20 protein-coding genes are annotated in these 19,366 nt (G+C 32.3%); 11 read left to right on the top strand and 9 right to left on the bottom strand.

Features of this window, described 5'->3' with window-relative positions; translation table 11 throughout:
- The first annotated feature begins 49 nt into the window (after positions 1-49).
- Together OVA16_RS12130 and OVA16_RS12125 are read left to right on the top strand one after the other, a co-directional pair.
- A complete protein-coding gene (locus OVA16_RS12130) occupies positions 50-1,384 on the top strand; it encodes an EH signature domain-containing protein (protein ID WP_267759711.1) in 1,335 nt (444 codons plus the stop codon).
- Positions 1,377-2,141, top strand: coding sequence for a hypothetical protein (locus OVA16_RS12125; RefSeq protein ID WP_267759709.1), 765 nt, complete (start codon positions 1,377-1,379; stop codon positions 2,139-2,141). The genes OVA16_RS12130 and OVA16_RS12125 overlap by 8 nt, the downstream gene beginning before the upstream one ends.
- Before the next feature lie 59 nt (positions 2,142-2,200).
- Here OVA16_RS12125 and OVA16_RS12120 read toward each other — a convergent pair whose 3' ends face one another.
- Positions 2,201-5,251 carry a DEAD/DEAH box helicase gene (locus tag OVA16_RS12120; RefSeq protein ID WP_267759707.1) on the bottom strand — a complete coding sequence of 1,017 codons (3,051 nt, stop codon included), beginning with the start codon at positions 5,249-5,251 and terminating at the stop codon, positions 2,201-2,203.
- Between the two features lie 230 nt (positions 5,252-5,481).
- Here OVA16_RS12120 and OVA16_RS12115 point away from each other — a divergent pair, with 230 nt between their 5' ends.
- Entirely contained in the window at positions 5,482-6,468 is a 987-nt protein-coding gene (locus OVA16_RS12115) for a hypothetical protein (protein ID WP_267759705.1), read from the top strand.
- Positions 6,469-6,479: 11 nt separating this feature from the next.
- On the opposite strand, the gene OVA16_RS12110 is transcribed toward OVA16_RS12115, so the two are convergent.
- Both OVA16_RS12110 and OVA16_RS12105 read right to left on the bottom strand, forming a co-directional pair.
- Positions 6,480-6,785, bottom strand: a complete 306-nt coding sequence (locus tag OVA16_RS12110; RefSeq protein WP_267759703.1) for a hypothetical protein — start codon at positions 6,783-6,785, stop codon at positions 6,480-6,482.
- Between the two features lie 57 nt (positions 6,786-6,842).
- Positions 6,843-7,499: a hypothetical protein gene (locus OVA16_RS12105; RefSeq protein WP_267759701.1), complete on the bottom strand. Its 657-nt coding sequence runs from the start codon at positions 7,497-7,499 to the stop codon at positions 6,843-6,845.
- Between the two features lie 107 nt (positions 7,500-7,606).
- Here OVA16_RS12105 and OVA16_RS12100 point away from each other — a divergent pair, with 107 nt between their 5' ends.
- Positions 7,607-7,843 (top strand): helix-turn-helix domain-containing protein, encoded by a 237-nt coding sequence (locus OVA16_RS12100; RefSeq protein WP_267759700.1) that lies wholly within the window; start codon positions 7,607-7,609, stop codon positions 7,841-7,843.
- Positions 7,844-7,995: 152 nt separating this feature from the next.
- On the opposite strand, the gene OVA16_RS12095 is transcribed toward OVA16_RS12100, so the two are convergent.
- Both OVA16_RS12095 and OVA16_RS12090 read right to left on the bottom strand, forming a co-directional pair.
- Positions 7,996-8,913, bottom strand: coding sequence for a phage/plasmid replication domain-containing protein (locus tag OVA16_RS12095; protein WP_267759698.1), 918 nt, complete (start codon positions 8,911-8,913; stop codon positions 7,996-7,998).
- A 4-nt stretch (positions 8,914-8,917) separates the two neighbouring features.
- A complete protein-coding gene (locus OVA16_RS12090) occupies positions 8,918-9,199 on the bottom strand; it encodes a helix-turn-helix transcriptional regulator (protein WP_267759696.1) in 282 nt (93 codons plus the stop codon).
- A gap of 468 nt (positions 9,200-9,667) precedes the next feature.
- Between OVA16_RS12090 and OVA16_RS12085 the strand changes: the two genes are divergently transcribed.
- Positions 9,668-11,401, top strand: coding sequence for a reverse transcriptase domain-containing protein (locus tag OVA16_RS12085; RefSeq protein ID WP_267759694.1), 1,734 nt, complete (start codon positions 9,668-9,670; stop codon positions 11,399-11,401).
- 21 nt (positions 11,402-11,422) lie between these two features.
- On the opposite strand, the gene OVA16_RS12080 is transcribed toward OVA16_RS12085, so the two are convergent.
- The 3 genes from OVA16_RS12080 to OVA16_RS12070 are packed head-to-tail and all read right to left on the bottom strand — an operon-like array spanning position 11,423 to position 12,523.
- Positions 11,423-11,677, bottom strand: coding sequence for a tyrosine-type recombinase/integrase (locus OVA16_RS12080; RefSeq protein WP_267765385.1), 255 nt, complete (start codon positions 11,675-11,677; stop codon positions 11,423-11,425).
- 35 nt (positions 11,678-11,712) lie between these two features.
- Positions 11,713-12,249 carry a phage integrase SAM-like domain-containing protein gene (locus tag OVA16_RS12075; RefSeq protein ID WP_267765383.1) on the bottom strand — a complete coding sequence of 179 codons (537 nt, stop codon included), beginning with the start codon at positions 12,247-12,249 and terminating at the stop codon, positions 11,713-11,715.
- A 13-nt stretch (positions 12,250-12,262) separates the two neighbouring features.
- Complete coding sequence (locus OVA16_RS12070) at positions 12,263-12,523, bottom strand: Arm DNA-binding domain-containing protein (protein WP_267759692.1); 261 nt, start codon at positions 12,521-12,523, stop codon at positions 12,263-12,265.
- An 813-nt stretch (positions 12,524-13,336) separates the two neighbouring features.
- Here OVA16_RS12070 and OVA16_RS12065 point away from each other — a divergent pair.
- The 5 genes from OVA16_RS12065 to OVA16_RS12045 all read left to right on the top strand — a co-directional run bounded on the left by OVA16_RS12065 (position 13,337) and on the right by OVA16_RS12045 (position 17,824).
- A complete protein-coding gene (locus OVA16_RS12065) occupies positions 13,337-15,319 on the top strand; it encodes an SNF2-related protein (protein WP_267759690.1) in 1,983 nt (660 codons plus the stop codon).
- A gap of 13 nt (positions 15,320-15,332) precedes the next feature.
- The gene (locus OVA16_RS12060; protein WP_324288608.1) at positions 15,333-15,608 is read left to right on the top strand and encodes a DUF6804 family protein; all 276 of its coding nucleotides are present in this window, start codon (positions 15,333-15,335) and stop codon (positions 15,606-15,608) included.
- A 28-nt stretch (positions 15,609-15,636) separates the two neighbouring features.
- Complete coding sequence (locus OVA16_RS12055; protein WP_267759686.1) at positions 15,637-16,641, top strand: PDDEXK nuclease domain-containing protein; 1,005 nt, start codon at positions 15,637-15,639, stop codon at positions 16,639-16,641.
- A 494-nt stretch (positions 16,642-17,135) separates the two neighbouring features.
- The gene (locus tag OVA16_RS12050) at positions 17,136-17,336 is read left to right on the top strand and encodes a hypothetical protein (RefSeq protein WP_267759684.1); all 201 of its coding nucleotides are present in this window, start codon (positions 17,136-17,138) and stop codon (positions 17,334-17,336) included.
- The gene (locus OVA16_RS12045; RefSeq protein ID WP_267759682.1) at positions 17,324-17,824 is read left to right on the top strand and encodes a thermonuclease family protein; all 501 of its coding nucleotides are present in this window, start codon (positions 17,324-17,326) and stop codon (positions 17,822-17,824) included. Before OVA16_RS12050 ends, OVA16_RS12045 begins: the two co-directional genes overlap by 13 nt.
- Positions 17,825-17,879: 55 nt before the next feature.
- Here OVA16_RS12045 and OVA16_RS12040 read toward each other — a convergent pair whose 3' ends face one another.
- Entirely contained in the window at positions 17,880-18,434 is a 555-nt protein-coding gene (locus OVA16_RS12040; RefSeq protein WP_267759680.1) for a Crp/Fnr family transcriptional regulator, read from the bottom strand.
- Positions 18,435-18,521: 87 nt separating this feature from the next.
- Here OVA16_RS12040 and OVA16_RS12035 point away from each other — a divergent pair, with 87 nt between their 5' ends.
- A complete protein-coding gene (locus OVA16_RS12035; protein ID WP_267759678.1) occupies positions 18,522-19,208 on the top strand; it encodes an HAD family hydrolase in 687 nt (228 codons plus the stop codon).
- The last annotated feature ends 158 nt before the right edge of the window (positions 19,209-19,366 follow it).

Raw genomic sequence — 19,366 nt, 5'->3', positions numbered from 1 at the left:
TGCATTTCAGCAGTCGGCACAAAAGATTATTCCAATTAAGCTTACATCATTGAATGAACATAGAATTGACAAACTTCAAAAAATAACAGAGGATGTTGGGGCAAATTCTTTTTCGTTTTCAGGAAACAATCTTATTCCACAAGTTTTTAGAAAATTTAAAAAATCTATCAATACTATTGACACAAGTTTTGAACGGAGAGAATTAAGAACGCTTACCTATTCCTTAAATTATTCAGAACAAAATTTAAGTTCCATTTTTAGCAATGAAAATGAGTTGAAATATGCTTTGACTTTATTAGAATCAAACTGGCGTGATTCATTTTTAGTTGGGTTGATAGATTGCTTTTTGAAGAATTGGGAAACAAAATATCCGAAATCATTAGAGCAATTAGAGCATTTTACCAGCCAAAAATTAGACAATTATTCAGGCAATCGAAGCACATTAATTTCTTTCAAAAACAATAAGCGATATTTCAACACCAAAAATGGGGATTTAATTTTGGGCGACACTATCGCAAAACTTAACAAACCAATTCAAGAAGCTACTAAAATATTAGGTGTTCCTGAATCGTGGTTTGATTATGCCTACTTCTCTAAAGTTATTGTAACCTATTACGAAAGGAACAAGAATAAAATATCAACAGAAATCGACAATCTGAATGAAGTCTTATTAAAACATAATAGTTCAATCACAAGCAAAAGATTAATCAGCAAAATAATTATTCAAGCCAATAAACCCGAATTTTCGAGCCTACAAGACAGTGTAAAAAAGACTGCCTTTACTCAAATAGGCGACCCAAGCAATGTTTCCAATTGGACGGCGTTTGACAATGCAACAGAAGTGGAACGCAGAGAAATTATTGAAGCGAGAAATATTCTCGATGAATGGATTGCAAAACAATTCATTGATACTTTCTTTAGAGTATGTCTGAATGATGAGAGGAGGAAAAAATTCTGGCTTAAAATTGCTTCAAAAAATAGAGTTTCCTTTAAGGTTTATGGTCAAAATAGAACTAAACGGATTCTTCAACAAAATGATAGAATAACTGAATATTTAGATGCAAGATTTAATACCGTTTACAGTACAAAAGATGTTTCCGCTTTCATTCTTTATATAGGAGAATATATGCTAATTGAGTTTAGCGATGCTGGTTATGCTTTTTATGCGTATAAGATAAACGGCACATCTAAACCAAACTTAGATTATAAATTAAATAGTGTAGATGAATTAAGAGATGGTAATATGCCAATGCTTGTTTACCGTTCAGGATATAGTATTAACAACACCAACAGAGAAGGTCGCTTAACCCATAATGATGGAGATTTAAGTTGGGAACAAGTGTTTGAATATTGGTTTAAAAATATTGCAGGAATAAATGTTTAGATATACACATAACAATAAAAAGTTCTCATTCTATTTCCTTGATAGTTATGGAAAAAAAATATCTGTATCAAATTGGGCAGAATTGCAATCAGAATTTTTATCACAACTTGCAATTTTAAGCGAATTACGCGATAATGGATTAGCAGGCTATACAGAAAACTCTTGCGAAGTTGAAAACATTGATATTTTAAAACTAAGCGACATTGATAAGCAAATATTAGAATTGCCAAACAGTTATCAGTATGAAATTTTAGTTGAATCAGATGGAACGTTAAAACATAATTCCTTTAAGTTCAAGTATGGATTTTATGATTTTGCACCCAATGGAACAAGGCTTAAAGTAAGTCGAAACGGTGCAATAATTAAAATTGAAGAAACTGAATACTTACTATCAGAAAACCAATATTTGCTTTGTGAAGCAATAGAAGAATTTAACAGTTTGCCGGAAATTGAAAAAGGAAATGTAACCAATCTAAAAAAATTATCCGAGTTAAAAACGCTATCCAAAGAAAGCGGATTGACTTTGGAACAATTCCTAAGCAATCAGGAATTATTTATTCCTGAAAAGATAAAAATAGATATTGATTTTAAGGATGGAATTCTAGAAGTATTTCCTCAAATTCCTATATCTAATCCACATTCATTTATAAATAATTTTGATTTAGTTAAGAATAAAGTAAAAGAATTTTATGCTGTAAGCGAAGAGCAAGGAAAAACTACAAGAGTTTTTATATATTCCGATACAGAAAGTAAATAATTAATGATTATCAAATAGTTAACATCAATAAGTAACAAAAAAGAAACAAAATCAACATTTTAAACACTTGAATACACTATTAAAGGTATGTTATAAGTCTCTTTTAAATATAATTCAGTAGATCCTAACAAAGTTAATATTTCCGTGCTAACTGCATTTTTCGATAGACCTGGCTGAACGATAAAACATTTAAAATCTAGCCGCATCTTTTTCGCATTCTTTTTCAAATTATTCAAAATGGATATATCTCCCTTTTCGATTCGTCCTACACTATGTTTACTTAAACGATCTGCGTGCCTTTTTAACAGGTGTTTAAAAAATTTTTCTGGATTAATTTTCCAATTTATGCTTTTTTGTGTTTGCCCACATACTGCATAAAAGTCATCAACTCGACTTCCTGCACTATCTGTCTTTGAGAATTTACAATGATAAAGCTCTATATTAACTGTCGCATCTATTATATCCTTTATAATTACAATATCTGCTATTTCTCCAGAATCATCATCATCAAAAACAACTAAATTATTCTCCTTCACAAGATTATCAATCATTTTTTTCTGAATTGAATCAATCCGTTTTTCTACTTTTTGAGATTCTTTAGTTATATCTGTTCCTGTCCAGTCTATTACTTCTATAAACTTAATATCAAATGGCGATGGTTTATGGTTTGATGCATCTATAAAAACGTTCCCTGCAAGTAATGAGCTATTAATATATCTTATTTGCGGAGGTTCGTTTTGGAAAAACTCTTCTAACGGCACTAATTGACCTTTTTTATAACTAAAAAGTTTAACAGTATCTTTTTGAGTAATTTTAAAACCATTTTTATCTACAGTTAATTCAAATTCAACACTGAATTTATCATCATTCACAATTTTAAAAGAAATTGAATTTTTGGACTGAACTTCAGATAGCTCAATACTCAAGTAATCTATACTGTAATCTACATTATTGTAACTAACGGTATTTAAGAAATTTGGCGACTCATAATATAGTTCTGGCCAATCCACAGTTAATACATCCTCACTTGGTAATTTGCTAATAATCTCTCTCTTTAAAGAGGTTTGTAAAGCTACATTTGGATCAATATTCGTATCAAGTATTTTTTTGCTCACATTTTTACACCATGTGATATAATCGCCTATAGATACTGCCTGTCTTGACCAAACCCTACCTTTATAAGAGCATCCAACACTTACCTTCTCACCATTTTCAAATCCAACTCCAAAAATGTTGGATTTTACGCTTTCATCTTTAGTTATTTGAGAAATACCATTTCCTGCATCAAAACCTGCATACATCGTATATTTTTTGTGTCCAGCATACAAATTGTTTAAGCCTATATTAAATAACATAAGACGATTCAAATTATAAAATGCTCTAAACATAGGTTCTCCAGACACTAAGGCTGGCGTTTTAACAACGGATTCTGCCAACTCTTTAAAAAGGCTACTATTATTTGAACCATGTATGTAAAGCAATTTACTTTTGACATCAAAATGTACAATGTATAAATCATAACTTACATTCTCGATATCTTTAATTGCACCCCAATCTATCTTATTTATATTCTTTTCTACTATTAGTAAAACCTTATCTTCATTATTAACAATAGACGCTACGTCCGCATCTTTTTTAAAACCTTTTCTAAATTTACTTGGTGTCCATTTATCCGCCTTTGTTTTATAAATTACCGTACTTGTTTTTGGCCGAACGTTACTTAAGGACAAATTAATCTCACCTTTATCGAAATTCTTAAAAAATTCATTTGAATCAATCTCATCATTTATTTGCCCCGAGCTTTTTATTCTTAATAATTTATTCCAATCTGAATCTTCCGCATACAATTCTTCCAAACTATTAGATATAAAAGAGTTGCCGATATTAGCAACTATAGTAGCATCACCTATATCTTTATGACCGCTTCTAGTAAACCTACCTGTAAATTGTATTAATACACTTAGACTTTGATGTTTTTTATGAAGTGCGGCGATTTTTAGTTGTGGCAAGTCAAAACCTTCCCCAAACATGTCTACGCATATCACGATTCTAGATTTTCTACTTTTTAACTGTTCAATTCGTTCATTTATTAATGACGTATTTAACTGACTGTGTACTACAACGGGCTCATAAATTTTGTATTTAGAGTAAACATGTATCAATCTCTCGGCTTCATTAATGCTATCGGTTCTAGCCATTAATAAATGATCAAATTTATTATCTAAATCAGTTTTGAGTTGTTCAACAGCTACCCTAGCAATCTCTTCATCAGCTTTAGAATCATCAAATTCATTTATAGCGATGAAGTTTATTTCTTTAAAATATCCATCTTTTTGAGCCTTAGATAGAGGATAATTGTAAATTATATCTTCTGTAACCTTTTTCTTGTCATTCCTAAACGGAGTAGCCGTAAACTGTGTAACCAACGCATCAGTAGCTAAAAAGCTTCTTATTCTACTCCACGTATCGGCAGCTATATGGTGGGCTTCATCGATAAATACATGTGAAACATTATTTGAAATAACAGCTAAACACTCTTCATCTAAGGTATTTAGTCCAGCCATAGTAGCCACAACCACATTGGACACCTCAAATATTTTCTTTATGCCATCTTTCGATTTTGGAAATGACTTTACTAAAGATACAGTCGGAGTAAAAGCTGCTTCTTTAACAATACCAAACTCCTTTAAAACTCCTAAAGTCTTAAACTTATCAGTTAACTGCTTTCTAAGGGAATCTGAAGGAACGATAACCAAAAGTGTATTTATTCGAGAATGAACAAGTACAGATAACATAGTTTCTGTTTTACCTGTTCCCGTTGGCAATACTATTGTAGAAGGTTTGGAATTAACAGTCCAATAAGAAAGCAAAGAGTATATTGCACCTATCTGAGGGGGCCTAAGACCTTTTTTTGTAACGTTACCTGACGAATCCTGTACCTCTTCTACAAATTCGAAGTTGTTTTTCCAAGATTCCAACACTGTTTCTTTAATCTCAGTTAAAGACCGAATATCTATGGCACTGTCTTTTTCTACTACATTAGAATCGTAGTAAATAATTACATTCTGTTTTTCGTTGTGTATTTTTTTGAATGAGAAATTTTTGAGCATTACTTTTTAGATTAATTAATAATGCAAGATAATAAGTCCACACAAATAAACACCTCATATTTAATATTTTATTATCAACAAAAATCTTAAAAAAGCATAAAATACAACCTAAGAAAAATGTTGACTGATTGACAATTTAAAGAAAACGAATATATTTATACAATCATTTTCAACTGCTTCGTCGTAAAAATAAGTCTTTAAAAACAATTAAACCAACTTTATAAATCACCATGATAAAAGTTATTGAGGATGCAAAACAAATTCAAAAATTACACAATCTATTTCACGAAAAATTAGATAGCTACTGTTCTGATAAAGTTGATTGTTGGGTTGGGTTTCCTGGAGGTAATTTTGAAAATACGGTCAGATACTCATATGACTTGAACATATGGGTATCTATATTACAACTTGAAAATAGATTCTGGAACGGCTTTGGTATTGGAAAGCCAGTAGAAGGTGCAAATAACTCCTTAGTAGGAGAAATAAATTTTCCGCTTGAAGGCATAAATAGAAGAATCGCTGGTGCATTTGCAAAAGATAGTAATGGAAATATTTTAGTTCTACACCGTGGTAAAATAGGAGGAGGAAAAAAAGGTGTTGGAAAAACTCTCTTCATGAATGAATTCGGAGGTGATTTTATCAAAGCTATCGATGGCGAAATAGAAACAGAATTTTGTCTAATCGGAGATTTAAACTCCCAATTTTTCTTAAACCAAGTATCTTTTTTCATACAAGAAGTTTATCGTATAAAAAATCAATTAGACGACAGCACACAACCTAGCTTTAGTTATCTCACGAAATTTAACTACACAGATGAACATTCAGGTGTAACAATCACAGAGAGAAACGAACCTACCTTAATTGAACGAACGCATGGCTTGGTTGTCAATGCTTTAGATAAAAAATTAAAATCAAAAGGATTTAAAACTGCAAATGATAAAAACAGAGATTTATTTATTCATAAAGGGAAACAAATCAAAATTCTGTTTGAAATTAAAACAAGTTCAGCTACGCAATGCCTTTATTCTGCAATTGGACAATTACTTATCTACAGTATCCCCATAAAAAATAGTGTAAAATTAGTAGCTGTACTTCCTACAAAGTTAAACAAATTAGTCGCCAAAAGATTTTCTGACATTGGTATAGAAATATTATACTACAAATGGAATAATGAAAAAGTTGAGTTTATCGATCTCGACAGAATACTATCCATCTGACCCTTTAATAATTACTTAAAATTATTTGTACAGCTATCCATCTGCATGTTAAACTCCAATAATTCTTGTGGCTTTTCTTTATACTTCAAAGCCTTTTCAGTTCCAAGTGCCATACATTTTAGTGCCGACTTATCGTCTGGATTATCTCTAGCAGCAATCACGCTTTTTTGGATACAATCACAAACTTCTTTAGCGTCAGACTTAGGATTGCTACAAGCTACTACAGACAACGTAAGAGATAGCAAGACTGTTAATTGTTTTTTCATTACACTACTTAATTGGGTAAGTCTTACAGCTTCTAAATCAGTTTTGAGCACTGTTTACTTTTTAAAGACTTTTATATTTTTTAAATGTTACAAAACCGACAGCGATAATTAATCAACCATATAACTATATGTTATAGCGTTGTATTCTCCTTGTTTTTTAATTACAATTTCAACATCTAAATCATTATCTAAGTCGATATAGTAACTATTAGCCGCCATTTTTTCTGCGCCAAATTTACTTACGTAATAAGATATGATTTGTTCTTTAGTATACTTCGTTAAATATCGTTTGCTTTTACTGCTTGCACCTTTAGATGGATGGGGAAGAACAATTTCTGCTTTTTCATTTTGAGTTTCAACGGTACTCACTTGCTCATCTTCTGTTTTTTTCGCTTCGGCATTGTTAAAATTTACAATATACCTCGCCATTATCTCTGCGTTAGTAGCAGTCATTCCAATATTCATCAAGTGCAAACCGAGTATACTTACATCATTTGCTACGTTGCTCCAAGCTCGATACGTTGCCTGTCTAAATTTGATATTCTTATCAATCGACTCCATACCCTTCATTATCGCTAAATCACTATAGTAACCTTGTCTTTGCAAAGATGTTATCATCACATGCTTAAAGCCATCACTTCCCCACCTAAAGCTTTCATAAACAGCAAATGAATAATCTCTAGCAGCCCTCTGTAAAGCTGTGCTTGTTTGAGCATAGCTTTTAGTAGACAATAGTAATGTTAAGAGTAGTAATATTTTTTTCATTAGCGTGATTTAGTTTTGGTTAATTTATTTTTCAAATCTATAAACATAAATCAAATTTAGGCACATATGCCTAAATAATTTTTAACAATTCACTCGACTTTTGATTTATGCCGTTAAGCGAAATCGAAAAAGAGCTTCTTGAAAAATTTGGCAATAATATTCGCAAGATAAGATTAGCAAAAAAATGGTCAATGGAACATTTAGCGAATAAAGCTGAAATAGAACTTTCGCAAGTCTATCGAATTGAAAAAGGCAAAATCAATACAAAACTTACAACAATAGTTCTTCTGTCGAAAGCTTTAGAAGTCGATTTAGCTGACTTACTAAAAAACGACATCGTCTGAAAACAACTCGTATCAGCTGACCTTAACTGTAAATGATTAATCCATTATAAATTAATAAATAAACTGTCTAGCACTTTCTTTTTGCGCTTATTTTATCTAAAAAGAGTAAGAATATGGCTTATCAAAACAGTAAGCCATATTCTTTAAAAATTTTAGCTAGTCTTCAAGTGCTGTAAATAAGCTTGATGAACTTTAAAGTCAAGCTCTTCTTTCAATTCAGGACGTAAGTAATCTGTTTCCTTCAACTCTTTTAAATATTGTCGTAACGAATACTTAACAGTTTTACCAACCTTAGATTTACTCACTTTATTAAGTATTACCTCTACGCCACCTAAACTGGATATGGCTTTTTTAACCAAAGAGTTCGTAAAATCTTTTCTTGAAGTCAAAACCACATCTGATAAAGGTAGTTTAGTTAGTTTTGGCACTTGACTATAAGTGTTATACCAAGCTGTTACTAACTTAGCATATTTATCAACATCATAAAGACTGATTAAGAGCTTATCGCCTATAATATTTACGATATCTGTCTTCAATTTAATTTCGTACCGCAAGAGGTTCTGATCTTTAACTAAAAGCTGACTGTTGTTTTTTTTGACTTCTTTAACTTTATCGTAAAACACAAGTTCTTTTGCTTTGTCGTTTTTTTTGAAGTAGTAAGTTTCATTTTTAACGCTCATGGGCTTATAACCAATTGGGCAGGTAAGCAAATCGAAATAAAGATGCACTTGACTTTGCATAACTAAATTTGCAGCTAAGTCCACTTGCATCAATTTAGCATCACTTAAATCGAAATCGAGCAATGTGTATAAAGAATCTATAGCTAATTTTACTTCACTATAGTTAAACGGCTTTAAATTGTCGCCATGATAAAGTTTATGCAAACTACCTGACGCTGTAAGTGATTTTTTTGAAAGCCAGAACTGCCAATTTTTGTATTTAAAAACGTGAGATTCGCCGTATTTGTAAGTAGTCTTTCTCTCGAATTGACACTTTTCTTCTAACTTTTCGAATAGATAACCATAATCAAAACTATAGCCATCAATTTTAAACTTTAACGTATCTATCATCTTCCTATCTCGTTTCGGTTAAAGTTTCTTTTACTTTTTTAGCCTTATTATAGAAGGCTTGCTGTCCAAACTGAATTTCAGCTTCAATAGAAGTTTCAATCTCACTAGCCGAAGCGATTCGATGCGAGTTGATATACTCGTCTACTTCTTCAATTTTGAATAAGATTTTTTTACCGCCTGCACAATATTTCGGCAGCGTGTTCGAATGACTTAATTTATATACCGTTGATTTCGAAAGCCCAAGGTAATCACAAAGCTCGTCTACAGTTAAATATTTTTTAACCATGTGTTCAAAAGAATTAACTTTTTAAAATTCCGATCTGTTTTTGCGATTTTTTGGCTTTTAGAGCCACAGCTTAATGCTGTTTTACGTTTTTTTGCCGTAGAAGGCTGCGATTTAGTTTATTGCCGTGTACTTTAGCTCAACTTTTATAAAGATAGTGAAAATTTTGCTAAGTTAAAAATCGAAGTAAGATAATAATGACTTATTCGATTTAAATCAATTTGAATATTTACAATTGTTCATTTAATTTAAAATTTCTACCTTGGTTTTAAGATGCCCATTAAAAAAATTGACTTTTTGTTGTGTTCCTGCGACAATTATAGGAATGCTAGTATTTAAAATATACTAATTAGCCCCTATATAACTATGAATAGAAAACTGTAATACGGATGATTGAATACGATAATTCTCTCTTCGTTAGAAAATGATATATTGATAAGTTGAATTAAATGGGCATCTTACTCCTCTCACATGAACGATATACCAAGTAAAGAACGTATTGCTGCGTTTCTAAATTTAAAATCCACCAAAGAATTAGCTCAATTTCTTAACATAGAACCAAACGTTCTTACCTATTACTTTTATCATGTACCTGACGAAACTAAATATCACACTTTTTCTATAAAAAGGAAAAATGGTAAAAAACGTGTCATTACGGCTCCAAATAATTCACTGAGGAAAATCCAAAGAAAACTACAGCCTATTTTACAACAACTTTACTTACCGAAAGCTTGTGTTCACGGATTTATTAGAGATAAAAGTATTATTACTAATGCAAAATATCATCTAAAAAAGAAAATACTCGTTAACATAGATTTAAGTAACTTTTTCCAATCAATAAACTTTGGTAGAGTAAGAGGTATATTTTTAAATCACCCCTTTAATTTTAACGAAGAAGTTTCTACGATACTCGCTCAACTTTGCTGCTTTAAAGGCTCTTTACCACAAGGAGCTCCGACCTCACCAATAATATCAAACTTTATATGTAGAAAGCTTGATAACGACTTCATTCGACTTTGTAAAGAAAACAAATTGCACTACACGAGATACGCTGATGATATTACTTTTTCTACCAATCTTAAAAAATTACCAAAAACGATTGGTTTAATTGAAAGCAATAAGCTAACACTAGCTCCAAACGTCACATCTATAATTGATTCAAACAATTTTGAAGTTAATCAGGAAAAAATACGGTATGCTTATCGAGAAAACAGACAAGAAGTTACAGGTTTAGTAGTAAATTCTATTGTTAATGTCAAAAGAGATTATATACGGCAAATCAGAGCCATGTTAAGATCTTGGGAAAAACATGGACTATACAATTCTGCCGTTCATCATTATACACTTCATAAAGCAGAATTAAAACAATCCTACAATATAGAGACTGCATTTCTTAAAAAACTAGTTGGAAAAATCAACTTTGTTGGTCATGTAAAAGGAAAAGGTAATTCTGTTTATGTTAATTTATTCAAAAGAATAAAGGCATTAGAACCTACAGTAAAACTATCAATCATTGAACGTGAAATTGACACCGTAGACCTCCCAATATTATTAACAGAGGGAAAATCAGATGGCAAACATATAGCCGCCGCTTTATCATATTTTAAATCTTTAGGGCAGTTTACAGATTTAAACTTAAACATACACGAATATAAAGACGAGTCGAAAATGTCTAATGGAGAATTGTTAAAGATGTGCGAAGCTCTATCAAAGTTGAATAACAAATACCCGATAATATGCTTATTCGATAGAGATGTGCCTAGTTTTTTAGCAAATGTTACCGTAACAGACGAATTCTATAAGGATTGGGGAAATAAAGTTTTTTCGATGGCATTACCGATACCTTCTCATAGAGCAAAGATGCATGATATATGTATTGAACACTACTATACCGACAAAGAAATTATTACTGCTGATAAAAATGGAAGGAGAATATTTTTTAGTAGTGAGTTTGACAAAAACTCTGGTAGGCATAAAAATCTACCTTTCACGTTAAAAAATCTTAACTCCCTAAAGTCTAATAGAGAATTTATTATAGATAGCGGAGTGCTTAACGAGCATAACAATAGCGTTGCGCTATCTAAAAACAGATTTGCCGAATGTATATTCAACAAAGAGGAGGAGTTTAAGAGTATTAATTTCAATGGTTTTCACGACTTATTTTTGAACTTTGAACACCTATTAGCCAAAGAAAAAAACCTTTAAATGAATTAGTCTATTGAGAGCTTATTCATCAAAAACTTTAGCAGCTTCGATTTTTTTACTATCGATTACTTTGCCATAAATCATTGTTGTTTTGATGTGCTTATGACCTAGCATTTTACTAACTGTATAAAAATCTACACCTTTGGTTATCATAAATGTAGCATAGCTATGTCTTGCAGAGTGGAAGGTTATATGCTTGTGCAGAATACCTGCCTGCATAATCCATTGTGATAACTTTAAATTATTTGGCGCACTATATTTTAAACCTTTAAATATCTTTTCATCTCCATCTTGTTCTTCGCCTAAATATTTTAAAGCTGTTTTTGATATTGGTAAAGTTTCGAAAGTTTACTTGTCTTTTGCTGTTGATAAGTAATCGAATAGTTGCCTTCTGAATATTTAATATCTTTCCACTTCAACTTAATAATATCAGAAAATCTCAATCCTGTATATACACTGAATAAGAAAGCATTTTTGATAATTGGATATTTACATTCAGTTTCTACCAATTTTTTAATTTCTTCTGCAACTAAAAACTCACGAGTAGTATCTGCTGGGCTTATAGATTTTACTTTCTTTACAATATTGTTTTTAATGATATTTTCATCATGAGCTTGATTTAAAGTAATTCTAACCTTATTAAAATACGATGAAGAAGCATTTTGAGATAATGTAGTGTTAGACTTTGTACGATATCCTCCTTTAATAAATTCTCGAATACCAATTAAGTCCTTGTCTGTTAAATCAGCAATTCTAACATCTTTATTATCAAAATAAGCACAAAGCACTTTATATGCACTATCCCAATTACCATAATTACCAAAGCTTGATCGTTTTGTTTCCTTAATAGACTTGAAATGCTTACTCTAAAAACATTACGTTAGATTTTTTCATGCTAGCTAGAGAATAGTCATTGTCTATCATCTCCATCTCTACTTTAGCCTTGATTCTTTCAGCTTTTATTCTTTTCTCTTTGTTCTGTGCTTTTTTTAAAGGCGTGTTGGCATTAGCATCTAGAAAAATCTTTAACGATTTAACTTCTCGGCTACCATTAGCATAAATGTCCAGCATTAAGCTAATTCTGCCATCTTTCAATTTACGTTCACGAATTTTAACACTCATATTTTTGTTACTTTTTGTTACCCGAAAAATAAAATTAACAAAAAAGTAACAAAAACTATGAAAACAAAAGAAAATAAATGATAAAATTTACAACTTAAATAATTGATAAACAGACTATAAGAAAACATTGGAAAGCATAGGAAACAATAATTACTTTCCGAAAAGGAAATTGAAAAACTAAAAATACAGAAAGAAAAAGGGGAGATTACAGAAGCAGAATTTGTAGAAGGATTAGATGATTTAACTAAGAGAAAAGTTCAATTTGAAAAAATAAAAGAACTCAGAAAAATTACTGACCCAAATAAGATCAAAGAAGTTTCACAAAATATAGAACAATATTTTGATGATAACCTAATTGACTTTGAAGGCGCAGATAAAAAAAGTTTTCTAGAGTATTTTAGTGAACGAGTTATAGAAATTGGGGTTTATAGCCCGAAGTTCTACCCTTTTGCAAGTCCATACAAATCACAATGGATTCCGGGGATAGTAATAAAAGATAAAGTTCACGGAGAAAAGAAAATTTATTTCAAAACGTCTGAAAAACTCAATGACTTTATAGAACAAAAAGAAAAAGCAGTTAAAGAAAAAAGGCTAACCGTTGAATGGGAAAACGCTGATATTCCAATTGAAGATGCTGAAAAATTTATTAGAACTGCAAAAAAGCAATTTGAAAATCCAAACAAACCTATAAAGCAAGAGAAGAAAACAGACCACGAAGTTCTGATTATCAAAGAAAATGCAGAACTAACCGAGTTTTCCAACGGAAGTGAATTGCCCGAAAATTTGAAACATAGCTTCTATGAAATACGAAATTTGAATAATGGCATTAGCTTAAAAGAACATCAAAAAGAAGGGATTTCTTGGCTACAATCCTTGTTCAAAGAAAACTTTGCAGGTGGATTGCTTGCTGATGATATGGGTTTAGGTAAAACATTACAACTTTTGTATTTCATAGAATGGCATAGCCAAACTTGTGATGATAACAAACCTTATTTAATTGTTGCACCTGTAAGTTTGCTCGAAAATTGGGAAAACGAATATGAGAAGTTTTTCAGTCCACAGAATTTACCATTGTGTAAGTTATATGGCGGTGTTTCATTAACAAAAGAAAATAACCCTATTCAAAATCAGCAAGATGCAAAACGGCTACAATTCAAACAAATTATTCTAACAAACTATGAAACACTACGTTCATATCAAATTAGTTTAGGTTTGGTTGATTTTGCCATAATTGCATTAGACGAAGCTCAAAAAATAAAAACACCTGGAACACTAATAACTAATGCAAGTAAAGCTCTCAAATCTGATTTTAAAATTGCAATGACGGGAACACCAGTAGAAAATACACTCGTTGATATTTGGTGTTTAATGGATTTTGCAGTTCCCGGACTTTTGGGAAATGCCAAAGATTTTGCAAAAGAATATCAAAAACCTTTAAGCGATGAAAATACAGATGTAAAGGCATTAACGGAACAACTTCGCAACAACATTGGAGTATTTATCAAAAGAAGATTAAAAAGTGATGTCGCAAAAGATTTGCCCAAAAAAAACGATAATCAAAATTCAAGAATCAAAAAAGTGATGCCGTCAATTCAATTAGACCGATACAAACAGGAAATTGAAATGGCAAATGACCCAAACTTAGTTGGTGTTGATGGAAGCAATCAAAAATTGAAATCACTTTGGGCAGTTAGAGATATTTCAGACCATCCGTATTTATTAGAAAGTCAAATTTTAAAATTTACCAGCGATGAACTTATTAATAGCTCATCCAAATTACAAACTACTGTTGGAATTTTAGCAGACATAAAATCCAAAAATGAAAAAGTAATTTTATTTACAGACAGGCGAGAAACTCAAAAAATGTTGCAGAAAGTTGTTTACGATACGTTTGGAATTTTCACGAGCATTATAAACGGAGATACACCTACAACAAAACAACTTGAAGGAAAATCCAAACTAAGCCGACAACAAACCATTGACCGTTTTCAAGAAGAAGATGGATTCAATGTAATCATAATGTCGCCTATTGCGGCAGGCGTTGGACTAAACGTTACTAAAGCAAATCACATCATTCATTACACTCGACATTGGAATCCTGCAAAAGAGGAACAGGCAACAGACAGAGCATATAGAATTGGGCAACAAAAAGATGTTTATGTTTACTATCCAATGGCAATTTTTCCTGATGATATGAAAGATGAAGAAGGTAACAGAATGAAATCTTTTGATGAAATTCTTGACACCTTATTGAATAACAAAAAATCTTTGGCAAGTAATACATTGTTTCCGACAGAACAGGCTGAAATCACACCCGATGAACTCTTTGGAAATATTTTCGGAACAAAAACCGAAAGTAAACCAAAGGTTCAAACAATTACAGACATAGACCGCTTGAATCCAAACTTGTTTGAAGCAACAATTGGAGCATTATATAACAAACAAGGTTTTGAAGTATATCTAACACCCTATTCCAATGACAAAGGAGTTGATGTTGTAGTTTTAAAGAACGGAGAAAATTATCTTATACAAGTTAAACAGACAAAATCCTTAGTTGGTAATGAAGCGATACAAGAAATTTGTACAGCAAAAAAATATTACGAGGACAGATTTAAAGAACAATTCAAACTGCTGACAATAACCAATAATGATTATAGTTCATCAGCAACAATTTTAGCAAAGTCTAATGACATAACATTGCTAAACCGTGGACATCTTGAAAATTTAGTAACTGAAAATAGCATAACAATACTAGACATTAACAAAATCGAATCACAACGTATGCGCAGAATATAAAAGACTCAAAAAAATCTTAGAACTATTTAGTTGCCTGCTACCCATGCCCTACGGCTATTTCCAATTAGTACGTTTTATAGCCTTTGTTGGTTTCATCTACTTAGCTTTTGATGCAAAACAACGTAATGAACAAAATATCTTCATTATTTTTGTAGTATTGGCTTTACTATTCCAACCCTTTTTTAAAGTGGCATTGGGAAGAACATTATGGAATATAGTAGATGTAGTAGTTGGCATTTGTTTAATAATTTCAGCTTTTAAGAAGCCAGAAAAAGTAAATGAACTTTAAGTTTTAGTAACGTTTAAAACATGATAAAATGAGCAAAGAAATTGACAAAACGTTATTCAACGACCTTGCCTTAATTATACAACATGGCAAGAACGAAATTAAAAAGCAAATTAACAGCACCTTAACTTTGGTTTACTGGCAAGTGGGCTATAAAATAAACTTGCACATACTCGAAAATAAGCGGGCACCATACGCCAAAGAAATTATCTCAAATATTTCTATCCAGTTAAAGGAGCATTTCGGCAAAAGTTTCGATGAGAAAAATGTAAGGCGAATGATGCAATTTGCCAATGTTTTCCCCGATTATAAAATTGTCGTGCCAGTGGCACGACAATTAAGTTGGTCGCATATCTTAAAAATACTACCCCTAAAAACAGAGGCAGAAAGATTGTATTACGCTTACAAAGCAGCCGAAGAATTATGGAGCAAGAGAATGTTACAGCACCAAATAGAAAGGAAAGCTTTTGAAAGGAAAGAAATAGCCAACTTACAGGTACCGGATGATAGCTATTCCTTGGAAAACACCTTTAAAGACCCTTATTTTTTAGACTTTCTAGGTTTAAAAGATGGCTATTTAGAAACCGACATTGAAAGTGCTATCTTAAAGGAGCTAGAGTTTTTTATTTTAGAACTTGGCAAGGGTTTCGCCTTTGTAGAGCGCCAAAAACGCATGATAATAGATGGAGAAGACTTTCACTTAGACTTATTGTTCTTTCACAGAAAATTGCAAAGACTCGTAGCCATAGAACTTAAATTAGGCAAGTTTAAAGCCAGCTATAAAGGACAAATGGAACTTTATTTGAAGTGGTTAGATAAATATGAACGTCAAGAAAATGAAAATGCACCAATTGGCTTAATACTTTGCGCCGAAAAAAGCAACGAACAAGTAGAACTGCTAGAAATGCACAAAGATGGAATTTTAGTTGCAGAATATTGGACAGAATTACCTCCAAAGAAAGAATTGGAAGAGAAATTACATTCGTTGATGATAGAAGTAAAAGCTAGACTAGAAGAAAAAAAGGAATTAGGTTGATGAAACTATCATTCGATTCAAATCTAGTAACGTGAGTTCGGGATAAGAGAAATAGGCTATTCGCCAACGATAGCCTCTCAAATCTCCGTTCCGCTAATTTTCGGTCTCCTATTTTTCGGGTCGCAACGATAAGCCAAAGCAATTCCTTTGGAAGAAAAATAGGCAATCGAGAGTTTTTGCTACTTTTTGCGGTCAAACCTAAGCGTAGCGAAAGCTTGAATACCGGTAAAAACAAAATGATAAATATGAAAAAAGTAGGAGCCCAGCGGCGTCGAGCTAAGAAAACAGGTCAAATACGAATTAGACAAAGTTAGAGGGTTAACGCTTAACCCGAACTCACGTTAGTAGAATCAATAAAAAATCACTAAATCAACAACAGATTTATGTTTTTCTTAAAACAAAAAATAAAGGTACACCAATAGTTAGCATTTTAAAACTTTGTAGTAGCGAAAAGATAAAATACATTAATAAACAAAACCACTCAAAACAACCCCATGAAACCTCTCCTCCTACCCCTACTTCTCCTTTCCCTCCAAACCGATAAAACCGTATACATTTGCGACAGTGGAAAAGCGCCAAAGTACCACTACGATGCTAAATGTAGAGGTTTAAGTAACTGCAACTATAAAACCGTAAAAACTACCTTAACCAAAGCAAAAAAAGAAGGCAAAACCTTGTGTAAATGGGAAGACTAGTCACATTACTGCTCTTGCTGCCAACATGGGTTTGCGCTCAAAACATCAAGGCTAAACAATTACAACATCGAACATTTACCGCCAAAGTAATTCGGATAATAGATGGCGATACCATGGAAATTCTTTACCAAAAAACGCCCATTAAAATACGTTTGGCGCATATCGATTGCCCGGAGAAAAGAAGTAAACAGCCTTTTGGTACACATGCAAAAACTGCACTATCTAATTTATGCTTTGGCCAGCAGGTTACAATAAATAGCCAAAACTCAGATCGCTACGGCCGATTGGTTGCCATCATTACCAACGCTAAAAAGCAAATCGTTAATCAAGAAATGATTAAACTGGGCATGGCTTGGCATTTTACTAAATACTCTACAGATAAAAACTACGCAAAACTAGAACAAGAAGCACGTAAAAAGAGAATAGGTTTATGGCGAGAAAATAACCCAACGCCACCCTGGAACTGGAGAAAACCTAAATCAGCTTAATGCACCTCAAAAATAAAAATCTTGGTGTTCATGGTGTCTTGGTAGTTGTGTAAGGTTATAATCCTTTCAAAGCTCTATTCAAACTCCTTAAGGTAATACCCAAATAAGCGGCCATGTCATCTTTAGAAATAGTTACGCCTTGCTTTTCCTGCAAATCAAGCAGCTTAGCTAAGGCATGTTCTATAGTGTAAAGCTGCTGAAACGAAGCTCTTGAACTGGTGTTGATAATGCGCTCGGCAAGTTCCGCTAATAAAATTCCATTTAGGGTTAAGTCGTTCGCCAAAAGTTGTTTAAAGACGGAAGCAGGAATAACATAAACTTGCAAAGTGGTTAGCGCAGCAACATTACACAAACAGTTAATCTGACGGATCATTTCTATTTCTCCCAAAACTTGTCCCTTGCTCATAAATTCTAAGATATAATCTTTGCCATTTTCTTCTAAGAAAAAACATTTGGCTATTCCTTCTTTAATTACAAAAACACGATGGTTCTGCTCTCCTTGGCAAAGCAATAAACTATCTTTCTCAAAACTTTGCAAGCTAATTTCAAATTGCTGGCTTTCGTAAAGTGTTTCGATATAGGATAAAAATTCGGTATTGGTTCTCAACATAACATGTGCTGCATAAATCACTCGGGACAAATGTCCTTTTTTAGTGCAGGTTTTTATTACACCTTTGCAACATTAACAAAGATAACGATGAAGAACCAAATCAAAACCATTGCGTTTGATGCCGACGACACTTTATGGGAAAATGAGCCTTATTTCCGCGAGGCAGAATTAGAATTTGCTCGGTTGTTTCCCAATTTACCGCAAGATGATGTAGTTAAAAATTTGTTCGATATCGAAATGAAAAACCTAAAAATGTACGGTTACGGCATTAAAGGTTTTATGCTTTGCATGGTAGAAACCGCAGCAAATTTGAGTGGCGATAATGTAGCTAGCAATTTAATCAATCAAATATTTGAAATAGGCCATAAACTATTGCAAAAACCTGTTATCCTTTTAGATGGCATAGAAGAAACCCTGCAACATCTGCACGGTAAATACAGGTTAGTAATGGCCACCAAAGGCGATTTATTAGACCAAGAACGTAAACTTGAAAAATCTGGTTTGGCCAAATATTTCCATCATATTGAAGTAATGAGCGATAAACAGCCACGCCATTACCAAAAGCTCATCAATCATTTAGATTGCAAACCCGAACATTTTTTGATGGTAGGGAACTCACGCAAATCGGATATTTTACCTGTATTGGCACTAAATGCTTTTGCCATAGAAGTACCTTTCCATACTACTTGGATCCACGAAATACATGAAGCACCTATCGAACATCCGAATTTTGTTTCGGTAAGCAGTATTGATCAAATTATCCCATTGTTATGACATTTGCCACAGATACACAGATTTAACGACTAAAATTCATTTAAAATAATTCATATGTGCATCTTTGGCTAAACCTAGATTATTCCTTTGTTGTAGATCTGCTCCTAGTGCGTCATCCCAGATTTAGTCTGGGATCTTAAAGCTGCAAGTATAGATTT

Origin of the sequence: Pedobacter sp. SL55 (assembly GCF_026625705.1) — a bacterium.
Lineage (GTDB): Bacteria > Bacteroidota > Bacteroidia > Sphingobacteriales > Sphingobacteriaceae > Pedobacter.
The sequence above is the reverse complement of the archived record's forward strand: the minus strand, read 5'-3'. Positions and strand labels throughout refer to the sequence as shown.

Coding starts and splice junctions, on each gene's coding strand:
- OVA16_RS12115 (WP_267759705.1), top strand. CDS start 5,482: ATGATAAAAGTTATTGAGGATGCAAAACAAATTCAAAAATTACACAAT.
- OVA16_RS12035 (WP_267759678.1), top strand. CDS start 18,522: ATGAAGAACCAAATCAAAACCATTGCGTTTGATGCCGACGACACTTTA.
- OVA16_RS12120 (WP_267759707.1), bottom strand. CDS start 5,251: ATGCTCAAAAATTTCTCATTCAAAAAAATACACAACGAAAAACAGAAT.
- OVA16_RS12125 (WP_267759709.1), top strand. CDS start 1,377: ATGTTTAGATATACACATAACAATAAAAAGTTCTCATTCTATTTCCTT.
- OVA16_RS12040 (WP_267759680.1), bottom strand. CDS start 18,434: ATGTTGAGAACCAATACCGAATTTTTATCCTATATCGAAACACTTTAC.
- OVA16_RS12055 (WP_267759686.1), top strand. CDS start 15,637: ATGAGCAAAGAAATTGACAAAACGTTATTCAACGACCTTGCCTTAATT.
- OVA16_RS12090 (WP_267759696.1), bottom strand. CDS start 9,199: ATGGTTAAAAAATATTTAACTGTAGACGAGCTTTGTGATTACCTTGGG.
- OVA16_RS12085 (WP_267759694.1), top strand. CDS start 9,668: ATGAACGATATACCAAGTAAAGAACGTATTGCTGCGTTTCTAAATTTA.
- OVA16_RS12100 (WP_267759700.1), top strand. CDS start 7,607: ATGCCGTTAAGCGAAATCGAAAAAGAGCTTCTTGAAAAATTTGGCAAT.
- OVA16_RS12095 (WP_267759698.1), bottom strand. CDS start 8,913: ATGATAGATACGTTAAAGTTTAAAATTGATGGCTATAGTTTTGATTAT.
- OVA16_RS12050 (WP_267759684.1), top strand. CDS start 17,136: ATGAAACCTCTCCTCCTACCCCTACTTCTCCTTTCCCTCCAAACCGAT.
- OVA16_RS12045 (WP_267759682.1), top strand. CDS start 17,324: ATGGGAAGACTAGTCACATTACTGCTCTTGCTGCCAACATGGGTTTGC.
- OVA16_RS12070 (WP_267759692.1), bottom strand. CDS start 12,523: ATGAGTGTTAAAATTCGTGAACGTAAATTGAAAGATGGCAGAATTAGC.
- OVA16_RS12105 (WP_267759701.1), bottom strand. CDS start 7,499: ATGAAAAAAATATTACTACTCTTAACATTACTATTGTCTACTAAAAGC.